The organism is Flavobacterium sp. AC105, assembly GCF_979258495.1.
In genome coordinates, this window is the sequence record NZ_OZ409860.1 from 1,435,712 (window position 1) to 1,454,493 (window position 18,782).

An 18,782-nucleotide genomic window follows, 5' to 3' on the forward strand; every position below is an offset into this window, starting at 1 on the left:
TTTCAGGTTTCACGTTCCAACTAACTTGAAACTTGAAACCTGAAACAAAAGAAACTATTTTTTTACTTACTTAATTCTTGTAATGTCTGTAATGCTTTTAATCCTTTTCCAGACAATAAGCTTTCTTTTGCTAATTCAAAACCTTCTAAAGGCGAACATTTTGTAACCGTTGCAATTGCCATTGCGGCATTGGCTAAAACGACATTGTTTTGCGCTTCAGTTCCTTTTCCTGAAAGAATATTGATAAACATATCTGCCGATTCTTCGATGGTTTTTCCGCCTTCGATTTCCGTTTGCGATAAAAGACGAACGCCAAAATCTGAAGGGTTTAACATACCTTCCATGTGTGATGTTATTGTTTTGGTTGGTCCGGTTAAAGAGATTTCATCATATCCGTCAAGCGAATGTAAGATGGTAAAATTGATATCGGTATTTTGATATAAATAAGCATACATTCTGGCTAATTCTAAATTGAAAACACCAACCAATTGATTTTTTGGGAAAGATGGATTTACCATTGGCCCCAACATATTAAAGAATGTTTTTACGGCCAATTCTTTTCGTATTGGTCCAACGTTTTTCATTGCAGGGTGAAATAGGGGAGCGTGCAAAACACAGATTCCGGCTTTGTCGATACATTTCTCTAAAAACCCAGGATCATTACTGAATTTAATTCCCATTTTTTCCATCACGTTGCTTGATCCTGAAATGGATGAAACGCCGTAATTTCCGTGTTTTGCGACTTTTATTCCCGCTCCGGCTGATATAAACGATGCCAAAGTTGAGATATTGAAAGTGTCTTTTCCGTCACCACCCGTTCCGCATAAATCGATCGTATTGTAAGCCGATAAATCAACGCGAATGCATAATTCTAATAATGCTTCGCGAAAACCCGAAAGCTCTTCAATCGTAATACTGCGCATCATAAACACGGTCAAAAATGCCGAAATCTGACTTGGATTATAACTTCCGCTTGAGATATTAATCAATACGTTTTTGGCTTCTTCTTTTGAAAGCACTTCGTGATTGATTAATTTATTTAATATAGTTTTCATTTTTTTTAAGATTCTAAGTTGCTAAGATTCTGAGATGCTAAGTTTTTTTACTGAGACTGTAAACTGAGACTGAATACTAACTTTTAATCCAATTTTCCAAAATCAATTTTCCTTTTGGAGTCAAAACACTTTCCGGATGAAACTGAACGCCTCTTACATCAAAAGTTTTGTGTCTTAGTGACATAATTTGTCCGTTTTCGTCGATTGAAGTTGCTTCAAGAACTTCCGGTAAATTCGCATCTACAACCCACGAATGATATCTTCCAACTTCAAATTCATTTCCTAAACCTTCAAACAAAATTTCGTCTGAAACTACTGTTTTTACGTTTGTGGCAACGCCGTGATATACTTTATCAAGGTTAGAAAGTGTTCCGCCAAAAACTTCTCCAATTGCTTGTTGTCCTAAACAAACTCCAAGAATGCTTTTTGTTGGTGCGTATTTCTGAATTACAGCTTTTAATAAACCAGCTTCATCCGGAATTCCTGGCCCTGGAGAAAGTAATATTTTATCGAAAGAAGCGATTTCGTCAATATCAAATTCGTCGTTTCTGTAAACCGTAACTTCACAGTTTAAATCTTCTAAATAGTGCACTAAATTATAAGTAAAACTATCGTAATTGTCTATAACTAATATTTTTTTCATTTTTTTGAGGTGCTAAGTTGCTAAGGTTCTGAGTTACTAAGTTTTTGATCTGTGACTGAAAACTGCAACTGAAAACTGATTATTTCTATTTTTCTCGAACGTATTTTTCTGTAATGATTCGGTCGATTCCTAATTTTTCTACTTTTTCGATTCCTTTTTGAGTTAACGTGTCATTTTTGATTTTCACGGTAAACTCAAATTTTCCATTTTCCCATTGGCGGTTGTTGAAGTATTCCAGATTTTCGGTGTAAATACTATCCTTTAAAGTATATTTTCCGCCTCCGCCAAAAAATACGACGGATGTGCTGTCTTTCCCGTTATTTAAATCATGATTGAAAAAAGCAAAATGAGTGTCATTTATAATTTTAATCATTTTCGTTTTTGGATTAAAAGTCGAGAACGTCGAATCTTTTTGAGTCGTTTCTACAGATATTAGACGCCAGGTTCCTGTTAACGGAAGTACGTTTGATTCTTTCTTTGTTTCGCATGAAGCGAATAATAAAATTGCAATCAAAAAGGGAATTATATTTCTCATAATTTTTTGGTTTATGTTTTTATGGTTTGTTTCTGGTTATGCCAATCTTTGTCCCAACTGTTGAAACCGTTGGCTATGTTTATATGGCATTCCTTTTATATTTGCTTTTCAAACATTGCCCGAGGTTTCAACCCCGGGAGATATATTGCTAATCATGCTGTGTCCCAGTCACTGCGACTGAATACTAAAAAGCTGAATACTGATTACTAAATTTTCTCCGCCATTTCCAACGCTGTATTCAAGGCTCTTAATTTGTTATACACTTCCTGCATTTCGCTTTCTTCGTCTGAGCTGGCAACGATTCCGGCGCCGGCCTGGCAATGCAACTGGTGATTTTTGCTCAGGAAAGTTCGGATCATAATAGCGTGATTAAAGTTGCCTGCGAAATCCATGAAACCAATTGCGCCTCCGTAAAAATTACGATTTGTTTTTTCGTAATCTTCAATCAATTGCATGGCTCTGTGTTTTGGTGCGCCGCTCAAAGTTCCTGCCGGAAAAGTATCTGCAACAACCTGCATTGTAGTTGCTTTTTCATGCAAATGTCCCGTAACTTTAGAAACTAAGTGAATGACGTGCGAGAAAAACTGAACTTCTCTGTATTTCTCTACGTTTACATCATGTCCGTTTCGGCTTAAATCATTTCTGGCCAAATCAACTAGCATTACGTGTTCGCTGTTTTCTTTTTTATCTTCTGATAGTTCTTTGGCTAAAAGTGCATCGCGTTCGTCATTTCCTGTTCTTTTAAAAGTTCCAGCGATGGGGTGAATTTCGGCTTTTCTGTTTTTTACGATAATTTGTGCTTCGGGCGAAGACCCAAATATTTTGAAATCTCCATAATCAAAAAAGAATAAATACGGAGATGGATTTATGCTTCTTAAAGCGCGATAAACGTTGAATTCATCACCTTTAAAACCTTGTGTAAAACGACGTGATAAAACCAATTGAAAAACGTCTCCACGGAAACAATGTTTTTTAGCTAAAGCCACATTGTGCTTAAATTCATCATCAGTTAAGTTAGAAAAACCTTCGCCTTCTTTGGTGAATTTGTATGATGCAATATTTCTGGATTGTAATAATTGTTCGATTTCCGAAATATTATTTCTTCCATCAACACTATGACAAAAAATGTATGCTTCGTTTTTAAAGTGATTAATGGCGATTATGTTTTGGTAAACGGCATAAAAAACATCGGGAATAGAAGTTGCATTGTCTTTTTTGGCTATTGATACTTTCTCGAAATAACGAACAGCATCATAAGATATGTATCCGAATAAACCGTTGTTGATGAATTTAAAGTCATTTTTTTCTGATTTAAACTGACTTGAAAATTCCTGAATTACTTCCGGAATATTAGTCGAAGCATCAATATTGATTTGCTGGGTTGTTCCGTCAGGAAAAGTTTTAGAAATGATTTCGTTTTCGATTTTAATTGTTGCAATCGGATTACAGCAGATATACGAGAAACTGTTATCATTTCCGTGATAATCACTACTTTCCAACAATAAACTATTTGGGAATTTATCTCTGATCTTAAAGTAAATACTGACCGGCGTAATCGTGTCTGCCAGAATCTGTTTGTAATGTGTGTTGAGTATAAAAGGTTTCAAAGTATGTTGTTTTTAATTTTTAATATATTTTTTCAATTGAGTTTTGACCAAAAAAAAAGGCTTGTCGTGATGACAAGCCTTTTATATTTATAGTTTTGAAAATACCATAGGAAGCTTAGTTCACGACGTTTGACGTAAATTCTTCCACCACCAAGTATTGTTCATTAATGTTTTCATATTTGCAAAAGCTGTTTTTTTATTTTCTTTTGATGTGACAAATATATAAATGTAATTTGGATTACGATACATAAAATTTCAAAAAAATCTTTTCTTAATTTGGAATTTTGTTAAATTTCAACAGAATAGATTGATTTTAAAAACTTAATTTCCAATTGCCAAAGTATTGTTTTGGTTCATTCTAAAGTCAGGATTTCCTTTGATATTAGGCATTGTAAACAATTCACTGTTTTTAAGTTTTGTATAGCTTAAAAAGAATGAAGGATCTCCATAATATTTATCAATTGCCGGATTTCCACCGCCGGATTCGCTTATAATTCCTCCATTACAATTGTTTATTACCAGATTTTTGAGTGTAATTTTAGACAAATTAACTTCTCCGTCACCAATATTTGACTCTAATAAAACAAAAGGGGTAAAACCGGAAACAATACTATTTGTTAAACTAAAAAATGTATTTTCTCTCACATAAACAGATTCTCTTACAAGTCCCTGATTGTTTTCTTCAAGATTAACTAAGGTAATATTGCTGGCATTTATTTTGGTTAATTTTTTGGTCATATCTGTATTTGAAATTTTGTCATATGAGTCAACTTCAAAACATCTTGAACCCGAAATATCAGATGAAAATGGATGACGAATCGCAATACTATTGCTGATATTACATTGAACTCCTTGTGTAAAATCGAAATCATCATCAGTAGTTCTGTAAGATATTAAGTTATTCATAATTAAATCTCCGCCATAACTTTCGAAAGAATCATCATTCGAAAAACTAATCTGAATACTGTTTAATTCGGTTTTTCTCCCAACTCCGGCCAATGAAAGTCCGTTAAGTTCTTTAAGTGAACTTAGTTTTCGCCCGGCATATTCAATGCGAACATATTTTAAAATTCCTGAATTATCTTCTGCATCCTGACCTCCATAATGATTTAAAGCTGGATCAAGATCAAACGGAAGTGTATGTATGCCGCCCATCGTATTTATCGGAGCTTTTCCAAGAATAATAATTCCGCCCCAATCGCCAGGTTTTCTGTCTAAAATATCTTTATTCGAAGTAAAAACAATTGGATCTGTTTCCAGGCCTTCAGCTACAATTTTTGCACCATTTGTAATAACAAGAGTTCCGCAGGTTTTATCATCTCCGCGAATAACGGTTCCCGGCTCAATTGTTAAAACGGCATTATTAGTAACGTACACAATACCAACTAATTGATACGTATTGCGTTTGGTTAGTCTCATATCTTTGTCAATCGTTCCTGCAATGATGTTTGTAGCTTCGCTATATTCAGTATTGGCTGGTTTAAAATTGGTCCAGTTGTTCATCCAGTTTGTGTTGCCAATAATTCCCTTTGACGGTTGTTGTGCTTGTAGAAGAAAAGTGCTAAATAGCGTAACAATTGCAATACGTATTTGTGTTTTCATAGCTATAATTGTGATTTCTAATTTTGTTCTTTTTTTAATTACCCCAAAATTAGAAGCCGAATGTTAATCAAAAACCTATATGTTATTACGAAAGTGTTACGTAAATATTAAGAATGTTATTTTTTTGAAAATAATGCAAAAAGAAACCCCAATAGTCTTCAACCATTGGGGTTTTTCTTATTAAGAACTAGTAAGTCTAAGAAATATTAGAATTTTAAAGCTATTGCTAATTCGAAATCATCATTGATAGTTTTGTCTCCTAAGTTTTCGAAAAAGTTACCAGAGTTGTATTTGATATCGTATTTAGTTCTGTCTACTTTGAAAGCTGTTGTAGCAGTGTTTCCAGCTACAGTAATATCAAAAGTTACCGGATTAGTAATTCCTTTTATAGTTAAATCAGCAGTTACAGTGTAAACGTCAGCTGATTTTGCTCCGATAGTTTTGAAAACTAATTTTGCAGTTGGGAATTTTTCAGTACTGAAGAAATCTGGTGATTTCAAGTGACCGTTTAATTTTCCTTGGTATTCTCCAGTTAAATCTGTAGAAGTTAATGAAGTCATGTCAACTGTGAAACTACCACCAGTTAATTTTTTTCCTTTGAAAACTACCGCTCCGTCTTTAAAGTTTACAGTTCCAGAGTGTTCTCCAGTTACTTTTTTTCCTACCCATTTGATAGTACTTGCTTTTGCGTCGATTTTTTTAGTTTGAGCATTTACTGAAATACTAGCCGCTGCTACGAATAATGCTATTGCAATTGTTTTTAAATTTTTCATGTTGTTTAAAATTGATTTTGGATTAATAATAATTATATAGTGATAAATAATTCTTCGTGAGATTTTCTAACTTTTTTGTAATGTTGCGTTTCGTCTTCGCTATGTCTGTAACCAACAGTAGCAATAACAGTTGCGTTTAAACCTAATTTGTCAAAACCTAAGATTTCATTGAATGCAGCAGCATTAAATCCTTCCATTGGAGTTGCATCGATTTTTAATTCAGAAGCAGCGCTTAATAAAAATCCTAAAGCAATATAAGTTTGTTTTGCTGTCCAGATATTTTTATGATCGTCTGATAAGTTAGCGATTGTACCTTTCATCATATCGCTGAATCCGCCTAATGCCTCAGCAGGAACGCCTCTTGTTTCGCTGATATTTTTGATGTAAGCATCTACAGCTTCAGGACCAACATTTAAATCATTTGCAAAAATGAATAATTGTGATGCATCTGTAATTTGAGTTTGTCCGTAAGCAGCAGCTTTTAATTGCTCTCTGATTTCAGGATTCTCTACGATAACAACTTTATAAGGCTGTAATCCGTATGATGAAGCACTTAATCTAACCGCTTCTTTTAATGTATTTAAATCTTCTGAAGATACTTTTTTGGTTGCATCAAATTTTTTGGTTGCATATCTCCAGTTCAATTTTTCTAATAATGTACTCATAAAAATTAATTTTGTTGGGTTCGGTATTTTTCTAATAACTGATTTAATAATTCTAATTCTTCCGGGCTTATATTCTTAGCAAACAAACGCTCGTGTTCATCTACTTTCGGGTCTAATTCTTTTAATACGTCTAACCCTTTTTGGGTGATTGAGACTTCGATTTTACGTCTATTGCCAGGGCAAACATTTCTGGTAACAAAATCCTTCAATAATAATTTGTCTACTAATCGGGTTGTATTACTTGTTTTTGCAAGCATGCGTTCTTGTATGACACACATATTAGCAGGTTTTCCTTTTTGTCCTCTTAGTATACGTAACACATTATATTGTTCTCCGGATAAGTCATACGGTTTCATCAACTCGCTGAAATGATCCTGAATTACGTTCTGCGTGTACATGATATTCAGAATAACTTTTTTCGCATTATCCATCTTAACTGTACTTTTTATAACCTCTTCAATTGTCATAGTCGTAAGTGTATAATTTGTATATACAAATGTATAACTTTTAATAGTTGTATATACAAATGTTAGGTTAATTTTTTGTTAATTGAAATCATGCGTTATTATAACTATATAAATCCGATATAGTTGGTATAAAAATACTATAATTTCTTTGATTTAAAATATTGTTTTTATGATATTTAACTATAGTTTAAATCCAAATTATGTTTGCTTAAATTGAAAGACTTAAAAAAGTTGATAAAATAATCCTGAATTTTTAAGTTCTGTAATTCCACGAAAGTTTGTTTGCGTGAGTGATAGGAGTACTCCGCCACTGAGCGATAGCCCGACAGCATCCTGATAAGAGGGCGAATAACCGTAACGTAAATTTGACCTTTTATCAGGATGGTGGCACGCCCAGAAAATAAGGTTTTTTTTTAATATCAAATTAATTAATGGCTAAGTATAATGCAGCTGCTAAACCTGCTCCAATTATTGGCCCCAAAACAGGAATCCACGCATATTGCCAATTGCTGCTTCCTTTTATAGGTAAAATAGCATGCATGATTCTTGGCCCTAAATCTCTTGCGGGATTAATAGCATATCCGGTTGTGCCTCCTAATGATAAGCCAATTACCCAAACTACTATTGCAACCGGAAGTGCCCCTATGGTTCCTAAACCTATTATTGCATGTGTATCTGATGCTAGTGTAAGGCTTGGACCTGCAATATAAAAGACAGAAAAAATTAAGACGAAAGATGCAATTACTTCACTTATAAGGTTTGAAACATTATTTTTGATTGCCGGACTTGTAGAAAAACAGGCGAGTTTCGCTCCTTCATCTTCTGTTGCGGCAAAATGGTCTTTATAAGACAACCATACTAAAAAAGCGCCTAACATTGCCCCAATCATTTCACCTAATATATAAGTGGGAACTAAATCCCAACTAAATTTACCAATAAAAGCCAAGCCAAGCGTAACAATTGGATTTAAATGTGCGCCACTAATTGGCCCCGCAACAGTTACACCTGCAAAAACGGCAAACGCCCAAGCCGAACAAATGACCATCCAGCCTGAATTATTTCCTTTAGTGTCTTTAAGAACAACATTTGCAACAACGCCATTTCCTAATAACATCATGATCATTGTGCCTAGAATTTCTGCTGTAAAAGGAGTCATATTTTTAGGGTTTTATATTATTCTTCAATCCAGTCTGATGCGCGTCCAACAGCTTTATCCCAGTTTTTTACAAGTTTGGCCACTTCTTCTTTTTCCATTTCAGGCGAAAATATTCTATCGATTGACCATTGTTCATTCAATTCGTCTATATTTTCCCAATATCCAACAGCAAGTCCGGCTAAATAGGCAGCTCCCAAAGCTGTTGTTTCTAATGTTTTTGGCCGCGTAACTTTGGTACCAAAAATATCCGATTGAAATTGCAGCAATAAATTGTTATTTGCAGCGCCACCGTCTACTCTTAGTTCAATTCCTTTATGTCCAAAATCAGCTTCCATTGCTTTAATTAAGTCATTTACCTGATACGCAATTCCTTCTAAAGTTGCTCTGGCGATATGCCCATTTGTAGTTCCTCTGGTTATTCCAACTATTGCGCCTCTGGCATATTGATCCCAATGTGGCGCTCCTAAACCGGTTAGGGCAGGTACAAAATAAACGCCACCGTTGTCAGGAACTGTAGACGCTAAAGTCTCGATTTCTTCTGATGAATTAATCATTTTTGCCCCGTCCCTTAGCCATTGTACAGCGGCGCCTCCAACAAAAACGCTGCCTTCTAAAGCGTAAGTTGTTTTTCCGTTGATCTTCCAGGCAATCGTCGTTAATAAGTTATTTGTGGAAAGAATAGGTTTTTCGCCGGTATTCATTAACATAAAACAACCTGTTCCGTACGTGTTTTTTACCATTCCCGAAGTGGTGCATAATTGACCAAAAAGTGCCGCTTGCTGATCTCCGGCAACTCCGGCAATCGGAATTTTTGTTGAAAACAGAGTAGTAGAGGTTTCGCCATAAATTTCACTGCTTTGTTTTACTTCCGGCAACATTGCCCGCGGAATATCAAACAATTCTAATAATTCATTATCCCATTCTAAAGTATGAATGTTGAATAATAAAGTTCTGCTGGCGTTAGAAACATCGGTCATAAATAACTTACTGCGCGTCAGTTTCCAGATTAACCACGTATCAACAGTTCCAAAACAAAGTTTTCCCTGTTCTGCTTTTTCACGTGCTCCTGATACATTGTCGAGAATCCATTTGACTTTTGTTCCGGAGAAATAAGCATCCAGAATTAAGCCTGTTTTGTTCTGAATCATTTCGGCATGACCCTGAGCTTTTAATTCATCACAATATTTTGCAGTTCTGCGATCCTGCCAGACAATTGCATTATAAATAGGTTCGCTGGTTTCTCTGTCCCAGACAATAGTTGTTTCGCGCTGATTCGTTATCCCGATTGCGGCAACTTCTCTGCCTGAGATTCCCACTTTTGCGATTACTTCTGCAGCTACGCTTATTTGAGAAGACCAGATTTCGTTTGGGTCGTGTTCAACCCATCCCGGTTTTGGAAAAATTTGTTTAAACGGTTTTTGAGAAATGCTTACAATTTCGCCACTATGATTAAAGACAATAGCCCTGGAGGAAGTTGTTCCCTGATCTAATGCCAATATTAATTTATTTTGCATACCTATATTATGTATTAATAAAGTTTATCTGAATTCTGATAAAAGAAATCCTTTTGAAATATCTTTAAAATGTGCAATTTCTTTGTTTATCCAGGCTTCGTCATGTCCCAATTCCTGAGCCAGTAATCGGGCTACTTTTTCAGAAGATTCGATTGCAGCTCTCGCATCCAGGAATAATAAACGAACACGTCTGGCTAAAATATCATCAACTGTTCTGGCCATTTCATATCGAATCGCCCAAACAACTTCGGCCATTGTAAATTCGTGATTTGGATGCAGTTTTTCGTTTAATCCTATTTCGTTTCGCTGCAATTCGGTAATATGCGGAATATCCGAACCATAAATATATAAGTGGTTTTCTCGGTCTAAAGTAGTTGTAATTTTATTTCCATGAATGGAAAGATGCTCTGTATTGCACTCTTTATTAGATAGTTTGCCTATTTTGATTGCTTTGTCGATAATATCTTCAGAAATTTTTCTGTATGTTGTCCATTTTCCTCCGGTAATAGTGATTAAGCCCGTTTCAGAAACAATAATTTTATGGCTTCTGGAAACTTCTTTGGTACTTTTTCCTTCTTCTTTTGGAGCTGCCAAAGGGCGCAAACCTGCATAAACAGATAAAACATCGGCTCTGGTTGGTTTTTTTGCTAAAAAGCGTTGCGCAGTTTGCAATACAAATTCAATTTCACTTTCCAGTGCAATAGGTTCTAAACTGTGTTTTCTGATTAAGGTATCTGTCGTTCCCACAACAATGCGATTGTGCCACGGAACAGCAAATAAAACCCTTCCGTCACTGGTTTTCGGAACCATTAAAGCGTGATCTCCGGGTAAAAAAGATCGATCAAACACAAGGTGAATTCCCTGGCTCGGAACGATATATTTTTTGTAAACTTTATCGTTTAATTTCATTATCGCATTTGTAAAAACTCCGGTTGCATTAATAATTGCAGATCCTTTTATGTCATATCTGTCGCCGGTTTCATGATCGATTGCCTGAACACCAATAACCTGGTTTTTATCATTTTTTAATAAGTTTACGACTTTTGAATAATTTAAAATACAAGCTCCTTTTTCTACTGCTGTCTGAGCAATATTAATCGCCAGACGTGAATCATCAAATTGTCCGTCGTGATAAATAACGCCGCTTACTAAATCTTTTTGTTCAACGGCAGGAAGCATTTCGATCGTTTTTTTCTTCGAAATGTATTTTGAACTTCCTAAACTTAAACGTCCGGATAATAAATCATAAATCTTCAATCCGATGGTATAAAACGAACCACCCCACCAATTGTAATTGGGAATTACAAAAGATTGATTTTTTACTAAATGACCGGCATTTTTTGCCATTAAACCTCTTTCTTTCAAAGCTTCCCTAACCAAATGAATGTCTCCTTGTTCTAAATAGCGCACGCCGCCGTGAACAAGTTTGGTGCTTCTGCTTGAGGTTCCTTTTGCAAAATCTACGGCTTCAACTAAAATTGTTTTGTAGCCTCTGCTTACGGCATCGAGAGCAGTTCCAAGACCGCTTGCTCCGCCGCCTATTACAATTACGTCCCATTTTTCAGTATTTTTTAATTTCAATAATTGTTCGGAACGTTTCATATTGTAAGTTTTATTTTTGTAAGATTTATTATCTACTAGTAAACTTAATGAAACAAAATGAAACCAATATGCCAGAATAAGTTTTTTTGTATTAGAATTAAAACTAAAACAAAAACCCGACAGATTTTTTTTAAATCTGTCGGGTTTAATATTGTACTTAAAATATTTATGAATCAGTTTGTTTTATAATTTCAAACCAACTTTTTTTCAAATGCTTTTCGTGCGGATCCTCTAAAATATACTTCGCCACAATAAGTATAATTTAATCGGTCCAAAATTTTCAACATCGGAACATTGTCAAAATTGGTGTCTACTTTGATGCTGTATATAGTATTTTGGACTGCTAAATCCTCTATGTTTTCAAAAAGTTTTGTAGCAATGCCTTTTCCTTTTGCAGATTTAGAAACAGCCACACGATGTACAACAACATAATCGCCATTAGTGAGCCATTTGCCTTCTATATCTTCATAAGCAGGTTCTATATCAAAAATGATGGCGGCATAACATAAAATAGTTTCGTTTTCTGTAAGTACGTATCCACAACCATTATTTATATCATTTTCAATTGAAGTTTCGTTGGGATAACCGTCTTGCCATTGTTTGCTTCCTTCCAATCGTCTTTGTTCAATAGCGTCTTGTAAAATTTCCCAAATTTGAGGCACTTCTGAAAGATTTGCTTTTCGCAATATTAATTCTGCAGTTGTATTCATTTTTTAATGAGGCAATTTATCTTTAATTAAACCATAAAACCAGGTTCCTAAAATAGCACTTAATAAGGTAACTACAATTACCGTAACTCCAGTTCCAATTTGAGCAAAAAGTGGTCCGGGACAAGCGCCGGTAATGGCCCAGCCAAAACCAAACAGCAATCCGCCATAAATTTGTCCTTTACTGAAAACTTTAGGCTGAATTTCGATTTTTTCGCCCTGAATGGTTTTTATATTGAATCTTTTAATGATCTGAATCGAAATTATTCCAACCACGACAGCGCTTCCAATTACGCCATACATAAAGAAAGATTGTAACTGAAACATTTCCTGAATACGAAACCAACTGATGATTTCGGCCTTTACAAATACAATTCCAAAAAAGATTCCAACCAAAAGATATTTTAAGTTTGAGAATCCCGAATCTTTCAATTGGCTTCCGTTGATTCCTTCTGTATCTGTATTTTTATTTTCTAAATTATTCATTTTTGAAATTTTAAAGTGAAAGAATGCCTTAAAGAGCAAGAATATATGGAAGAATTAAATTGGCCATAATAAAACCGCCAATCATAAAACAGATTGTTGCGACTAATGAAGGCCATTGTAAATTTGAAATTCCCATAATCGCATGACCGCTCGTACATCCGCCGGCATAACGTGTCCCGAAACCAACTAAAAATCCTCCAACTACAATCATGATAAATCCACGAAGCGTTAATAAACTTTGCCACGAAAAAAGCTCTTTTGGCAATAATCCGGAATGATCGGTGATTCCGTAAGACGCTAATTGTTGGGAGAGCTGAGGCGTAATTTCAACCGGATTTGGATTTGCTAAAAAGTAAGCCGCAATAATTCCGCCAAGGAAAATCCCAAAAACGAAGAATAAATTCCAGCTTTCTTTTTTCCAGTCGTATTTAAAAAACGAAATGTTCGCAGGAATACACATCGCACAAATATGTCGCAATGACGAACTAATCCCAAAAGATTTATTTCCGATAATCAACAAAATTGGAACAGTCAATCCAATCAACGGACCCGCAATATACCAAGGCCAAGGTTCTTTTATAATTTCTATTATATTCATATTTTACTTTAAAAATTAGATTTTTATTTTTTTCCACCATTAAGATATTAAGTGAATTAAGATGCAGCAACTTAATGAAGCTTGATAAAGAAAGATTAAGAATAACTTACTTAATAAACCTAATGGTGAAAAATTTATGTTTAATATTTTAAGGTACACTTACTTAATAAACTTAATATCTTAATGGTAAAATAAAATTAAGCTTTCAGCACCTTGCTTTGGCAAACGAAATCAGATTTTGGAATATTCGTTTTTGCAATGGCTCCAAAACCGCCGTCAATTTCGGTAAAATTTCTGAAACCACGCGCTTGTAAAATCGAAGCTGCAATCATACTGCGATATCCGCCGGCGCAATGCAAATAAAAATGCTCATTTGCGTTAATATCTTTTACCCAGTCATTAATATAAGCAAGCGGTTTGCTGTAAGCATCATCAATATGTTCCGCTTCATATTCCGTTTCTTTGCGGACATCAATAATTTTATCTTCTTCAATTTTAAATTCTGAAGCAAATTGTTCAGCCGAAATTCGGTTTACCGTATCAACTTCAAAACCAGCTTTTTCCCAGGCTTCAAAACCACCTTCAAGATGGCCAATAATCGAATCAAAACCTACACGGCTTAAACGTGTTACGGTTTCTTCTTCAAGACCAACTTCTGTAACCAGTATAATAGGCTGTTTTACATCGGCAACTAAAGTTCCAACCCACGGCGCAAAATCACCATTGATACCTATATTAATAGATTGCGGAATAAATCCTTTATAAAAATCGCTACTTTTTCTGGTATCTAAAATTAAAGCACCGGTTTCTTCTGCAACAGCCTCAAATTCTTCCACTTTAATTGCTTTCATTCCGTTATTCAAAACCGATTCAAAACTTTCGTAACCGCCTTTATTCATTGCCACATTCATACTAAAATAAGCAGGCGGAGGCAATAATCCGTCTGTAACTTCTTCAATAAATTCAGCTTCGGTCATGTTTGAACGCAAAGCATAATTCGTCGCTTTTTGATTTCCAATTGTCGAAACCGTTTCCTTGCTCATATTTTTTCCGCAAGCGCTTCCTGCTCCGTGTGCAGGATAAACGATAACATCATCAGCAAGCGTCATGATTTTATTTCTTAAAGAATGAAATAAAATCCCGGCCAATTGATCTTGTGTCATTGCGGCGGCTTTTTGAGCTAAATCAGGACGGCCAACATCACCAATAAATAAAGTATCTCCGGAGAAAATAGCATGATCTTTTCCGTTTTCGTCAATCAATAAATACGTTGTACTTTCCATTGTGTGTCCCGGAGTATGCAACGCTTTTATAGTGATATTTCCAATTTTGAATTCTTGTCCGTCTTTCGCCGAAATACAATCGAATTCGCAAGCTGCATTTGGTCCGTAAACAATTGGCGCCTGAGTTTCTTTGCTCAAATCGATGTGACCGGAAACAAAATCAGCGTGAAAATGTGTTTCAAAAATATATTTCAATTTAACCTGATCGCGTTCTAAACGATCCAGATAAGGCTGAATTTCACGAAGCGGATCGATAATTGCCGCTTCACCGTCTGATGTTATATAATAAGCACCTTGCGCAAGGCATCCGGTGTAAATTTGTTCAATTTTCATGATATGAAATCTAAAATAATGTTGCACAAAGGTAACTTTGTTTTTTGGGAAATTAAGTGACTATTGTTACAGAAATTTGTTTTTGAATGAAAAAAACAAAGATTTCAATATAAGTTATATAAGTAAATATTAGTTTAAAAGTATTGCGCATAAACTTAAAATGAACTTGTATAAATTAATATGGTAGAAAAAAAATCTGTGTAATTTTACAACTTTACAAAAATCATTGATATGAACACAGAAGATTTATTAAATCAAATTGCTTTTATAAAAGAAATTGATAAAGTAAAATACATTCAGCGCAAAACGAAGCTGTTTAATAGCGACCGAAATGAAAACGATGCAGAACACAGTTGGCATTTGGCTTTAATGGCGATTGTTTTAGCTGAACATTCAAATGAGCCAATTGATGTTTTGAAAGTGGTAAAAATGGTTTTGATACATGATATTGTAGAAATCGACGCCGGAGATGTCTTTATATATGATACGCAAAAAAGTCACGATAATACCGATGAGGAACGATTGGCGGCGAATCGTATTTTTGGTTTATTGCCTAAAAAACAAGCCGAAGAATTAATTGCCATTTGGGAAGAATTTGAAGCCGGAGAAACCAACGAAGCAAAATTCGCAAAATCGATGGACAGATTAGAACCGTTGTTGCAAAATACATCGAACAACGGAGGAACCTGGAAAGAGTTTGGCGTAAACTATAAAAAAGTCTACGAAAAAAAGAGCGTGATAAAAGAAGGTTCTAAAACAATATGGAATTACGCCGAAGGATTAATAAACGAAAGCGTAGAAAAAGGAATTTTGAAAAAATGATTAAACATAGCCCACAGTTTCAACCGTGGGAAACGTATGGTGATTATGCATGAGTTCCCGCGGTTGAAACCGCGGGCTATGTTTTAAATAAGCATATGTACACAATCTTGTCATTTCGACGAAGGAGAAATCCTCGCAAGTAACTCCGCAATGAGAATTCAATCTTTGTCGAGCTTCTCGCGAGGATTTCTCCTTCGTCGAAATGACAAACTTTGGCAAAACTGTCACAACCAATAAATATGAATTTTTATTTTTCAAATTGTTGAAAAGTTTAACAAATACTGGCGGATAAACTTTTTTTATTGGTCGGAATTTCGGGTTTTAATGGGTAAATTTGTGGGACTTCATAAAACCAAATACCACTATAATGGAAGAAATGCTTTTTTATGACCGAATGCAATTCGCCTTCACAATTACCTTTCACTATCTTTTTCCGCAACTTACAATGGGTCTTTCTTTGATCATTGTTTATTTTAAATGGAAATACCTCAAAACTAAAGACGAACAATACAATCACGCGACGCATTTCTGGATGAAAATTTTTGCCCTGAATTTTGCAATGGGCGTTGTAACCGGAATTCCAATGGAGTTTCAGTTTGGGACCAACTGGGCGAAATTCTCTGAATTAACCGGCGGAATTATCGGTCAGACTTTAGCAATGGAAGGCATGTTTTCCTTCTTTTTAGAATCTTCTTTTTTGGGAATATTTTTATTTGGAGAAAAAATCCTCGGACATAAATGGCATTTTGTTACCGGATTACTAATCTGCATTGGTTCCTGGGCAAGCGGCTATTTAATAATTGCGACACATTCGTGGATGCAAAATCCGGTTGGATATGAAATTTTGGAGAACGGAAAATTTGTGCTCACGAATTTTAAAGCTTTGTTTCTGAATCCGTGGTTATGGCCTTCATATTTGCACAATCAGGCGGCATCTTTGGTGACAAGTTCTTTTGTTGTGGCGGGAATTGGTGCTTTTTATATTTTGAGTCAGAAGAATGTTTCTTTCGGGCGATTATTTCTTAAAACCGGAGTAATCTTCGGATTGATTTCGAGTATTATTGTGGCAGTTCCAACGGGAGATTTACTGGCGAAAAATGTCGTAAAATACCAACCGGTAACTTTTGCGGGAATGGAAGGAATTTTTCATACCGAGCAAAAAGGTTCTGAAATTGTTTTAATTGGTCAGCCCGATGTAAAAGACAAAAAACTGGACAATAAAATCGCAGTTCCTAATATTTTGAGTTTCCTGACTTACGGAAATTGGAATCAGGAAATCAAAGGTTTAGATCAATTTGAAGAAGATCTTCATCCAACGAATATTTCAGGTTTGTATTATGCCTATCATATTATGGTAGGACTCGGAACGCTTTTTATAGGATTGATGCTTTTTGCCCTTTTTCAATTAATCAGAGGGAAATTATACGAAACAAAATGGATTTTATGGTCGCTGATGTTTATGATGCCGTTTCCGTATATCGCCAATACAACAGGCTGGTACACGGCCGAATTAGGCAGACAACCGTGGCTCGTTTATAATTTATTACGAACCACAGCAGGAGCTTCGCCAACGGTTTCATCAGGAAATACCTTGTTTACTTTACTCGGATTTATAGGATTGTATCTTTTGCTTGGCATGTTGTTTTTGCTTTTAATTGGAAAAATTATCAATAAAGGACCTCATCATGTGGAACTTTCAACAGAAAAAATATAAGTATGGAATTTTTTTGGTACATAGTTTTAATGGGAATTCTGGCCGTTTATATTGTATTGGACGGTTATGATTTTGGAGCAGGAATTATTCATTTATTTTTAGCTAAAACAGAAAAAGATAAAAAAGCAATTACAAACGCAATTGGCCCGTTTTGGGATGCTAACGAAGTTTGGATTATTGCGGCGGGTGGTGTTTTGTTTTTTGCTTTCCCCACTTTATATGCCTCTTCTTTCAGCGGATTTTATTTGCCTTTAATTATGATTTTATGGCTTTTGATTTTTCGTGCGATTGGTTTAGAAATGCGCGGACAGGTACATCATCCCATGTGGGAAGCGATTTGGGATAAAGCTTTTGGAATTGCAAGTTTGCTTTTGGCTTTGTTCTTCGGAATTGCTTTGGGAAATATTGTTCGCGGTGTAAATCTCGGAATGGTGACAAATGGTGTTTCTACACAGGAAGCACATTTTTTCTTTTTGCCTTTATGGAACCCAACTTTTAGTCCGAAAGCAAATGAATTGGGTATTATCGATTGGTTTACGATTTTCCTCGGAATTGTAAGTGTTGTTGCTTTAACGATTCACGGCGCGAATTGGATTATTTATAAGACAAATTCATCTCTAAATCCGAAACTTAAAAATGTAGTTTTTAAACTGAATATTGTTTTATTGGTTTTGGTTTGTATTTCGTTGCAAATCTGGCATTTTATTGAACCTCAACCGTTTCATAATTTTGTCGAAAACCCAATTCTTTGGTTTTTTCCGTTAATGACTTTTGTGGGTATTTTGGGATTGTTCAAAGTGCGTTCGTATCAAAAAGACGGAATGGGATTTTTATTTTCAACTTTATTTCTTGTTGGAGGTTTTGCTTCAACAGCTGTTTCTATTTTTCCGAATGTTTTGCCTTCGACCAATAATGTCAATCCTTCCTTAACGATTTACAACACTGCCGCCGGAGAATATGGATTAAACGCCGGAATGAACTGGTTTTTTATCGCTTTGTTTTTGGTAATTGTTTACTTTATTATTCAATATCGCGTTTTTAGCGGTAAAATGGATGATATTGGGTATGGGGAACATTAATTTTTTTCGCCACGAATTACACAAATTTTCACGAATTTTTTAAACAGAATCTGAGTTGGAAATTTACTTTTATTAGTGAGGTTGTTTCGTTCCTCGCAACGACACACACTGAGTCTTGGCGAGGAACGAAGCAATCTCACT

General features: G+C 35.2%; 18 protein-coding genes. 3 read left to right on the forward strand and 15 right to left on the reverse strand.

What is annotated here, in order from left to right:
* Nucleotides 1–62: 62 nt before the first annotated feature.
* The 15 genes from trpD to ACZ0AH_RS06570 all read right to left on the reverse strand — a co-directional run bounded on the left by trpD (nucleotide 63) and on the right by ACZ0AH_RS06570 (nucleotide 15,026).
* Entirely contained in the window at nucleotides 63–1,055 is a 993-nt protein-coding gene (trpD, locus tag ACZ0AH_RS06500) for an anthranilate phosphoribosyltransferase (protein WP_463475003.1), read from the reverse strand.
* Between the two features lie 76 nt (nucleotides 1,056–1,131).
* Nucleotides 1,132–1,698: an anthranilate synthase component II gene (locus ACZ0AH_RS06505; RefSeq protein ID WP_127339513.1), complete on the reverse strand. Its 567-nt coding sequence runs from the start codon at nucleotides 1,696–1,698 to the stop codon at nucleotides 1,132–1,134.
* Nucleotides 1,699–1,783: 85 nt separating this feature from the next.
* Entirely contained in the window at nucleotides 1,784–2,233 is a 450-nt protein-coding gene (locus ACZ0AH_RS06510) for a hypothetical protein (RefSeq protein ID WP_463475004.1), read from the reverse strand.
* Between the two features lie 206 nt (nucleotides 2,234–2,439).
* A complete protein-coding gene (locus ACZ0AH_RS06515) occupies nucleotides 2,440–3,840 on the reverse strand; it encodes an anthranilate synthase component I family protein (protein WP_463475005.1) in 1,401 nt (466 codons plus the stop codon).
* 321 nt (nucleotides 3,841–4,161) lie between these two features.
* On the reverse strand, nucleotides 4,162–5,442 hold the full coding sequence (locus ACZ0AH_RS06520; protein ID WP_463475006.1) for a hypothetical protein: 1,281 nt from the start codon (nucleotides 5,440–5,442) through the stop codon (nucleotides 4,162–4,164).
* 206 nt (nucleotides 5,443–5,648) lie between these two features.
* Nucleotides 5,649–6,215 carry a YceI family protein gene (locus ACZ0AH_RS06525; RefSeq protein ID WP_463475007.1) on the reverse strand — a complete coding sequence of 189 codons (567 nt, stop codon included), beginning with the start codon at nucleotides 6,213–6,215 and terminating at the stop codon, nucleotides 5,649–5,651.
* A 32-nt stretch (nucleotides 6,216–6,247) separates the two neighbouring features.
* Nucleotides 6,248–6,880: an NAD(P)H-dependent oxidoreductase gene (locus ACZ0AH_RS06530; protein WP_463475008.1), complete on the reverse strand. Its 633-nt coding sequence runs from the start codon at nucleotides 6,878–6,880 to the stop codon at nucleotides 6,248–6,250.
* Between the two features lie 5 nt (nucleotides 6,881–6,885).
* A complete protein-coding gene (locus ACZ0AH_RS06535; RefSeq protein ID WP_463475009.1) occupies nucleotides 6,886–7,347 on the reverse strand; it encodes a MarR family winged helix-turn-helix transcriptional regulator in 462 nt (153 codons plus the stop codon).
* Between the two features lie 424 nt (nucleotides 7,348–7,771).
* On the reverse strand, nucleotides 7,772–8,503 hold the full coding sequence (locus ACZ0AH_RS06540) for an MIP/aquaporin family protein (protein WP_463475010.1): 732 nt from the start codon (nucleotides 8,501–8,503) through the stop codon (nucleotides 7,772–7,774).
* Between the two features lie 17 nt (nucleotides 8,504–8,520).
* Complete coding sequence (glpK, locus tag ACZ0AH_RS06545) at nucleotides 8,521–10,017, reverse strand: glycerol kinase GlpK (RefSeq protein ID WP_463475011.1); 1,497 nt, start codon at nucleotides 10,015–10,017, stop codon at nucleotides 8,521–8,523.
* A gap of 24 nt (nucleotides 10,018–10,041) precedes the next feature.
* Entirely contained in the window at nucleotides 10,042–11,619 is a 1,578-nt protein-coding gene (locus ACZ0AH_RS06550; RefSeq protein WP_463475012.1) for a glycerol-3-phosphate dehydrogenase/oxidase, read from the reverse strand.
* Between the two features lie 191 nt (nucleotides 11,620–11,810).
* A complete protein-coding gene (locus tag ACZ0AH_RS06555) occupies nucleotides 11,811–12,329 on the reverse strand; it encodes a GNAT family N-acetyltransferase (protein ID WP_463475013.1) in 519 nt (172 codons plus the stop codon).
* Nucleotides 12,330–12,332: 3 nt separating this feature from the next.
* Nucleotides 12,333–12,812: a DUF6691 family protein gene (locus ACZ0AH_RS06560; RefSeq protein ID WP_463475014.1), complete on the reverse strand. Its 480-nt coding sequence runs from the start codon at nucleotides 12,810–12,812 to the stop codon at nucleotides 12,333–12,335.
* A 28-nt stretch (nucleotides 12,813–12,840) separates the two neighbouring features.
* The gene (locus ACZ0AH_RS06565; RefSeq protein ID WP_463478092.1) at nucleotides 12,841–13,404 is read right to left on the reverse strand and encodes a YeeE/YedE family protein; all 564 of its coding nucleotides are present in this window, start codon (nucleotides 13,402–13,404) and stop codon (nucleotides 12,841–12,843) included.
* Between the two features lie 203 nt (nucleotides 13,405–13,607).
* Entirely contained in the window at nucleotides 13,608–15,026 is a 1,419-nt protein-coding gene (locus tag ACZ0AH_RS06570; RefSeq protein ID WP_463475015.1) for an MBL fold metallo-hydrolase, read from the reverse strand.
* A 231-nt stretch (nucleotides 15,027–15,257) separates the two neighbouring features.
* On the opposite strand from ACZ0AH_RS06570, the gene ACZ0AH_RS06575 reads away from it, so the two are divergent.
* The 3 genes from ACZ0AH_RS06575 to cydB all read left to right on the forward strand — a co-directional run bounded on the left by ACZ0AH_RS06575 (nucleotide 15,258) and on the right by cydB (nucleotide 18,641).
* Nucleotides 15,258–15,848 (forward strand): HD domain-containing protein, encoded by a 591-nt coding sequence (locus tag ACZ0AH_RS06575; protein ID WP_463475016.1) that lies wholly within the window; start codon nucleotides 15,258–15,260, stop codon nucleotides 15,846–15,848.
* A gap of 367 nt (nucleotides 15,849–16,215) precedes the next feature.
* Complete coding sequence (locus tag ACZ0AH_RS06580; RefSeq protein WP_463475017.1) at nucleotides 16,216–17,562, forward strand: cytochrome ubiquinol oxidase subunit I; 1,347 nt, start codon at nucleotides 16,216–16,218, stop codon at nucleotides 17,560–17,562.
* 2 nt (nucleotides 17,563–17,564) lie between these two features.
* On the forward strand, nucleotides 17,565–18,641 hold the full coding sequence (gene cydB / locus ACZ0AH_RS06585; protein ID WP_463475018.1) for a cytochrome d ubiquinol oxidase subunit II: 1,077 nt from the start codon (nucleotides 17,565–17,567) through the stop codon (nucleotides 18,639–18,641).
* The last annotated feature ends 141 nt before the right edge of the window (nucleotides 18,642–18,782 follow it).

Coding starts and splice junctions, on each gene's coding strand:
- trpD (WP_463475003.1), bottom strand. CDS start 1,055: ATGAAAACTATATTAAATAAATTAATCAATCACGAAGTGCTTTCAAAA.
- ACZ0AH_RS06505 (WP_127339513.1), bottom strand. CDS start 1,698: ATGAAAAAAATATTAGTTATAGACAATTACGATAGTTTTACTTATAAT.
- ACZ0AH_RS06510 (WP_463475004.1), bottom strand. CDS start 2,233: ATGAGAAATATAATTCCCTTTTTGATTGCAATTTTATTATTCGCTTCA.
- ACZ0AH_RS06520 (WP_463475006.1), bottom strand. CDS start 5,442: ATGAAAACACAAATACGTATTGCAATTGTTACGCTATTTAGCACTTTT.
- ACZ0AH_RS06525 (WP_463475007.1), bottom strand. CDS start 6,215: ATGAAAAATTTAAAAACAATTGCAATAGCATTATTCGTAGCAGCGGCT.
- ACZ0AH_RS06530 (WP_463475008.1), bottom strand. CDS start 6,880: ATGAGTACATTATTAGAAAAATTGAACTGGAGATATGCAACCAAAAAA.
- ACZ0AH_RS06535 (WP_463475009.1), bottom strand. CDS start 7,347: ATGACAATTGAAGAGGTTATAAAAAGTACAGTTAAGATGGATAATGCG.
- ACZ0AH_RS06540 (WP_463475010.1), bottom strand. CDS start 8,503: ATGACTCCTTTTACAGCAGAAATTCTAGGCACAATGATCATGATGTTA.
- glpK (WP_463475011.1), bottom strand. CDS start 10,017: ATGCAAAATAAATTAATATTGGCATTAGATCAGGGAACAACTTCCTCC.
- ACZ0AH_RS06550 (WP_463475012.1), bottom strand. CDS start 11,619: ATGAAACGTTCCGAACAATTATTGAAATTAAAAAATACTGAAAAATGG.
- ACZ0AH_RS06555 (WP_463475013.1), bottom strand. CDS start 12,329: ATGAATACAACTGCAGAATTAATATTGCGAAAAGCAAATCTTTCAGAA.
- ACZ0AH_RS06560 (WP_463475014.1), bottom strand. CDS start 12,812: ATGAATAATTTAGAAAATAAAAATACAGATACAGAAGGAATCAACGGA.
- ACZ0AH_RS06570 (WP_463475015.1), bottom strand. CDS start 15,026: ATGAAAATTGAACAAATTTACACCGGATGCCTTGCGCAAGGTGCTTAT.
- ACZ0AH_RS06575 (WP_463475016.1), top strand. CDS start 15,258: ATGAACACAGAAGATTTATTAAATCAAATTGCTTTTATAAAAGAAATT.
- ACZ0AH_RS06580 (WP_463475017.1), top strand. CDS start 16,216: ATGGAAGAAATGCTTTTTTATGACCGAATGCAATTCGCCTTCACAATT.
- cydB (WP_463475018.1), top strand. CDS start 17,565: ATGGAATTTTTTTGGTACATAGTTTTAATGGGAATTCTGGCCGTTTAT.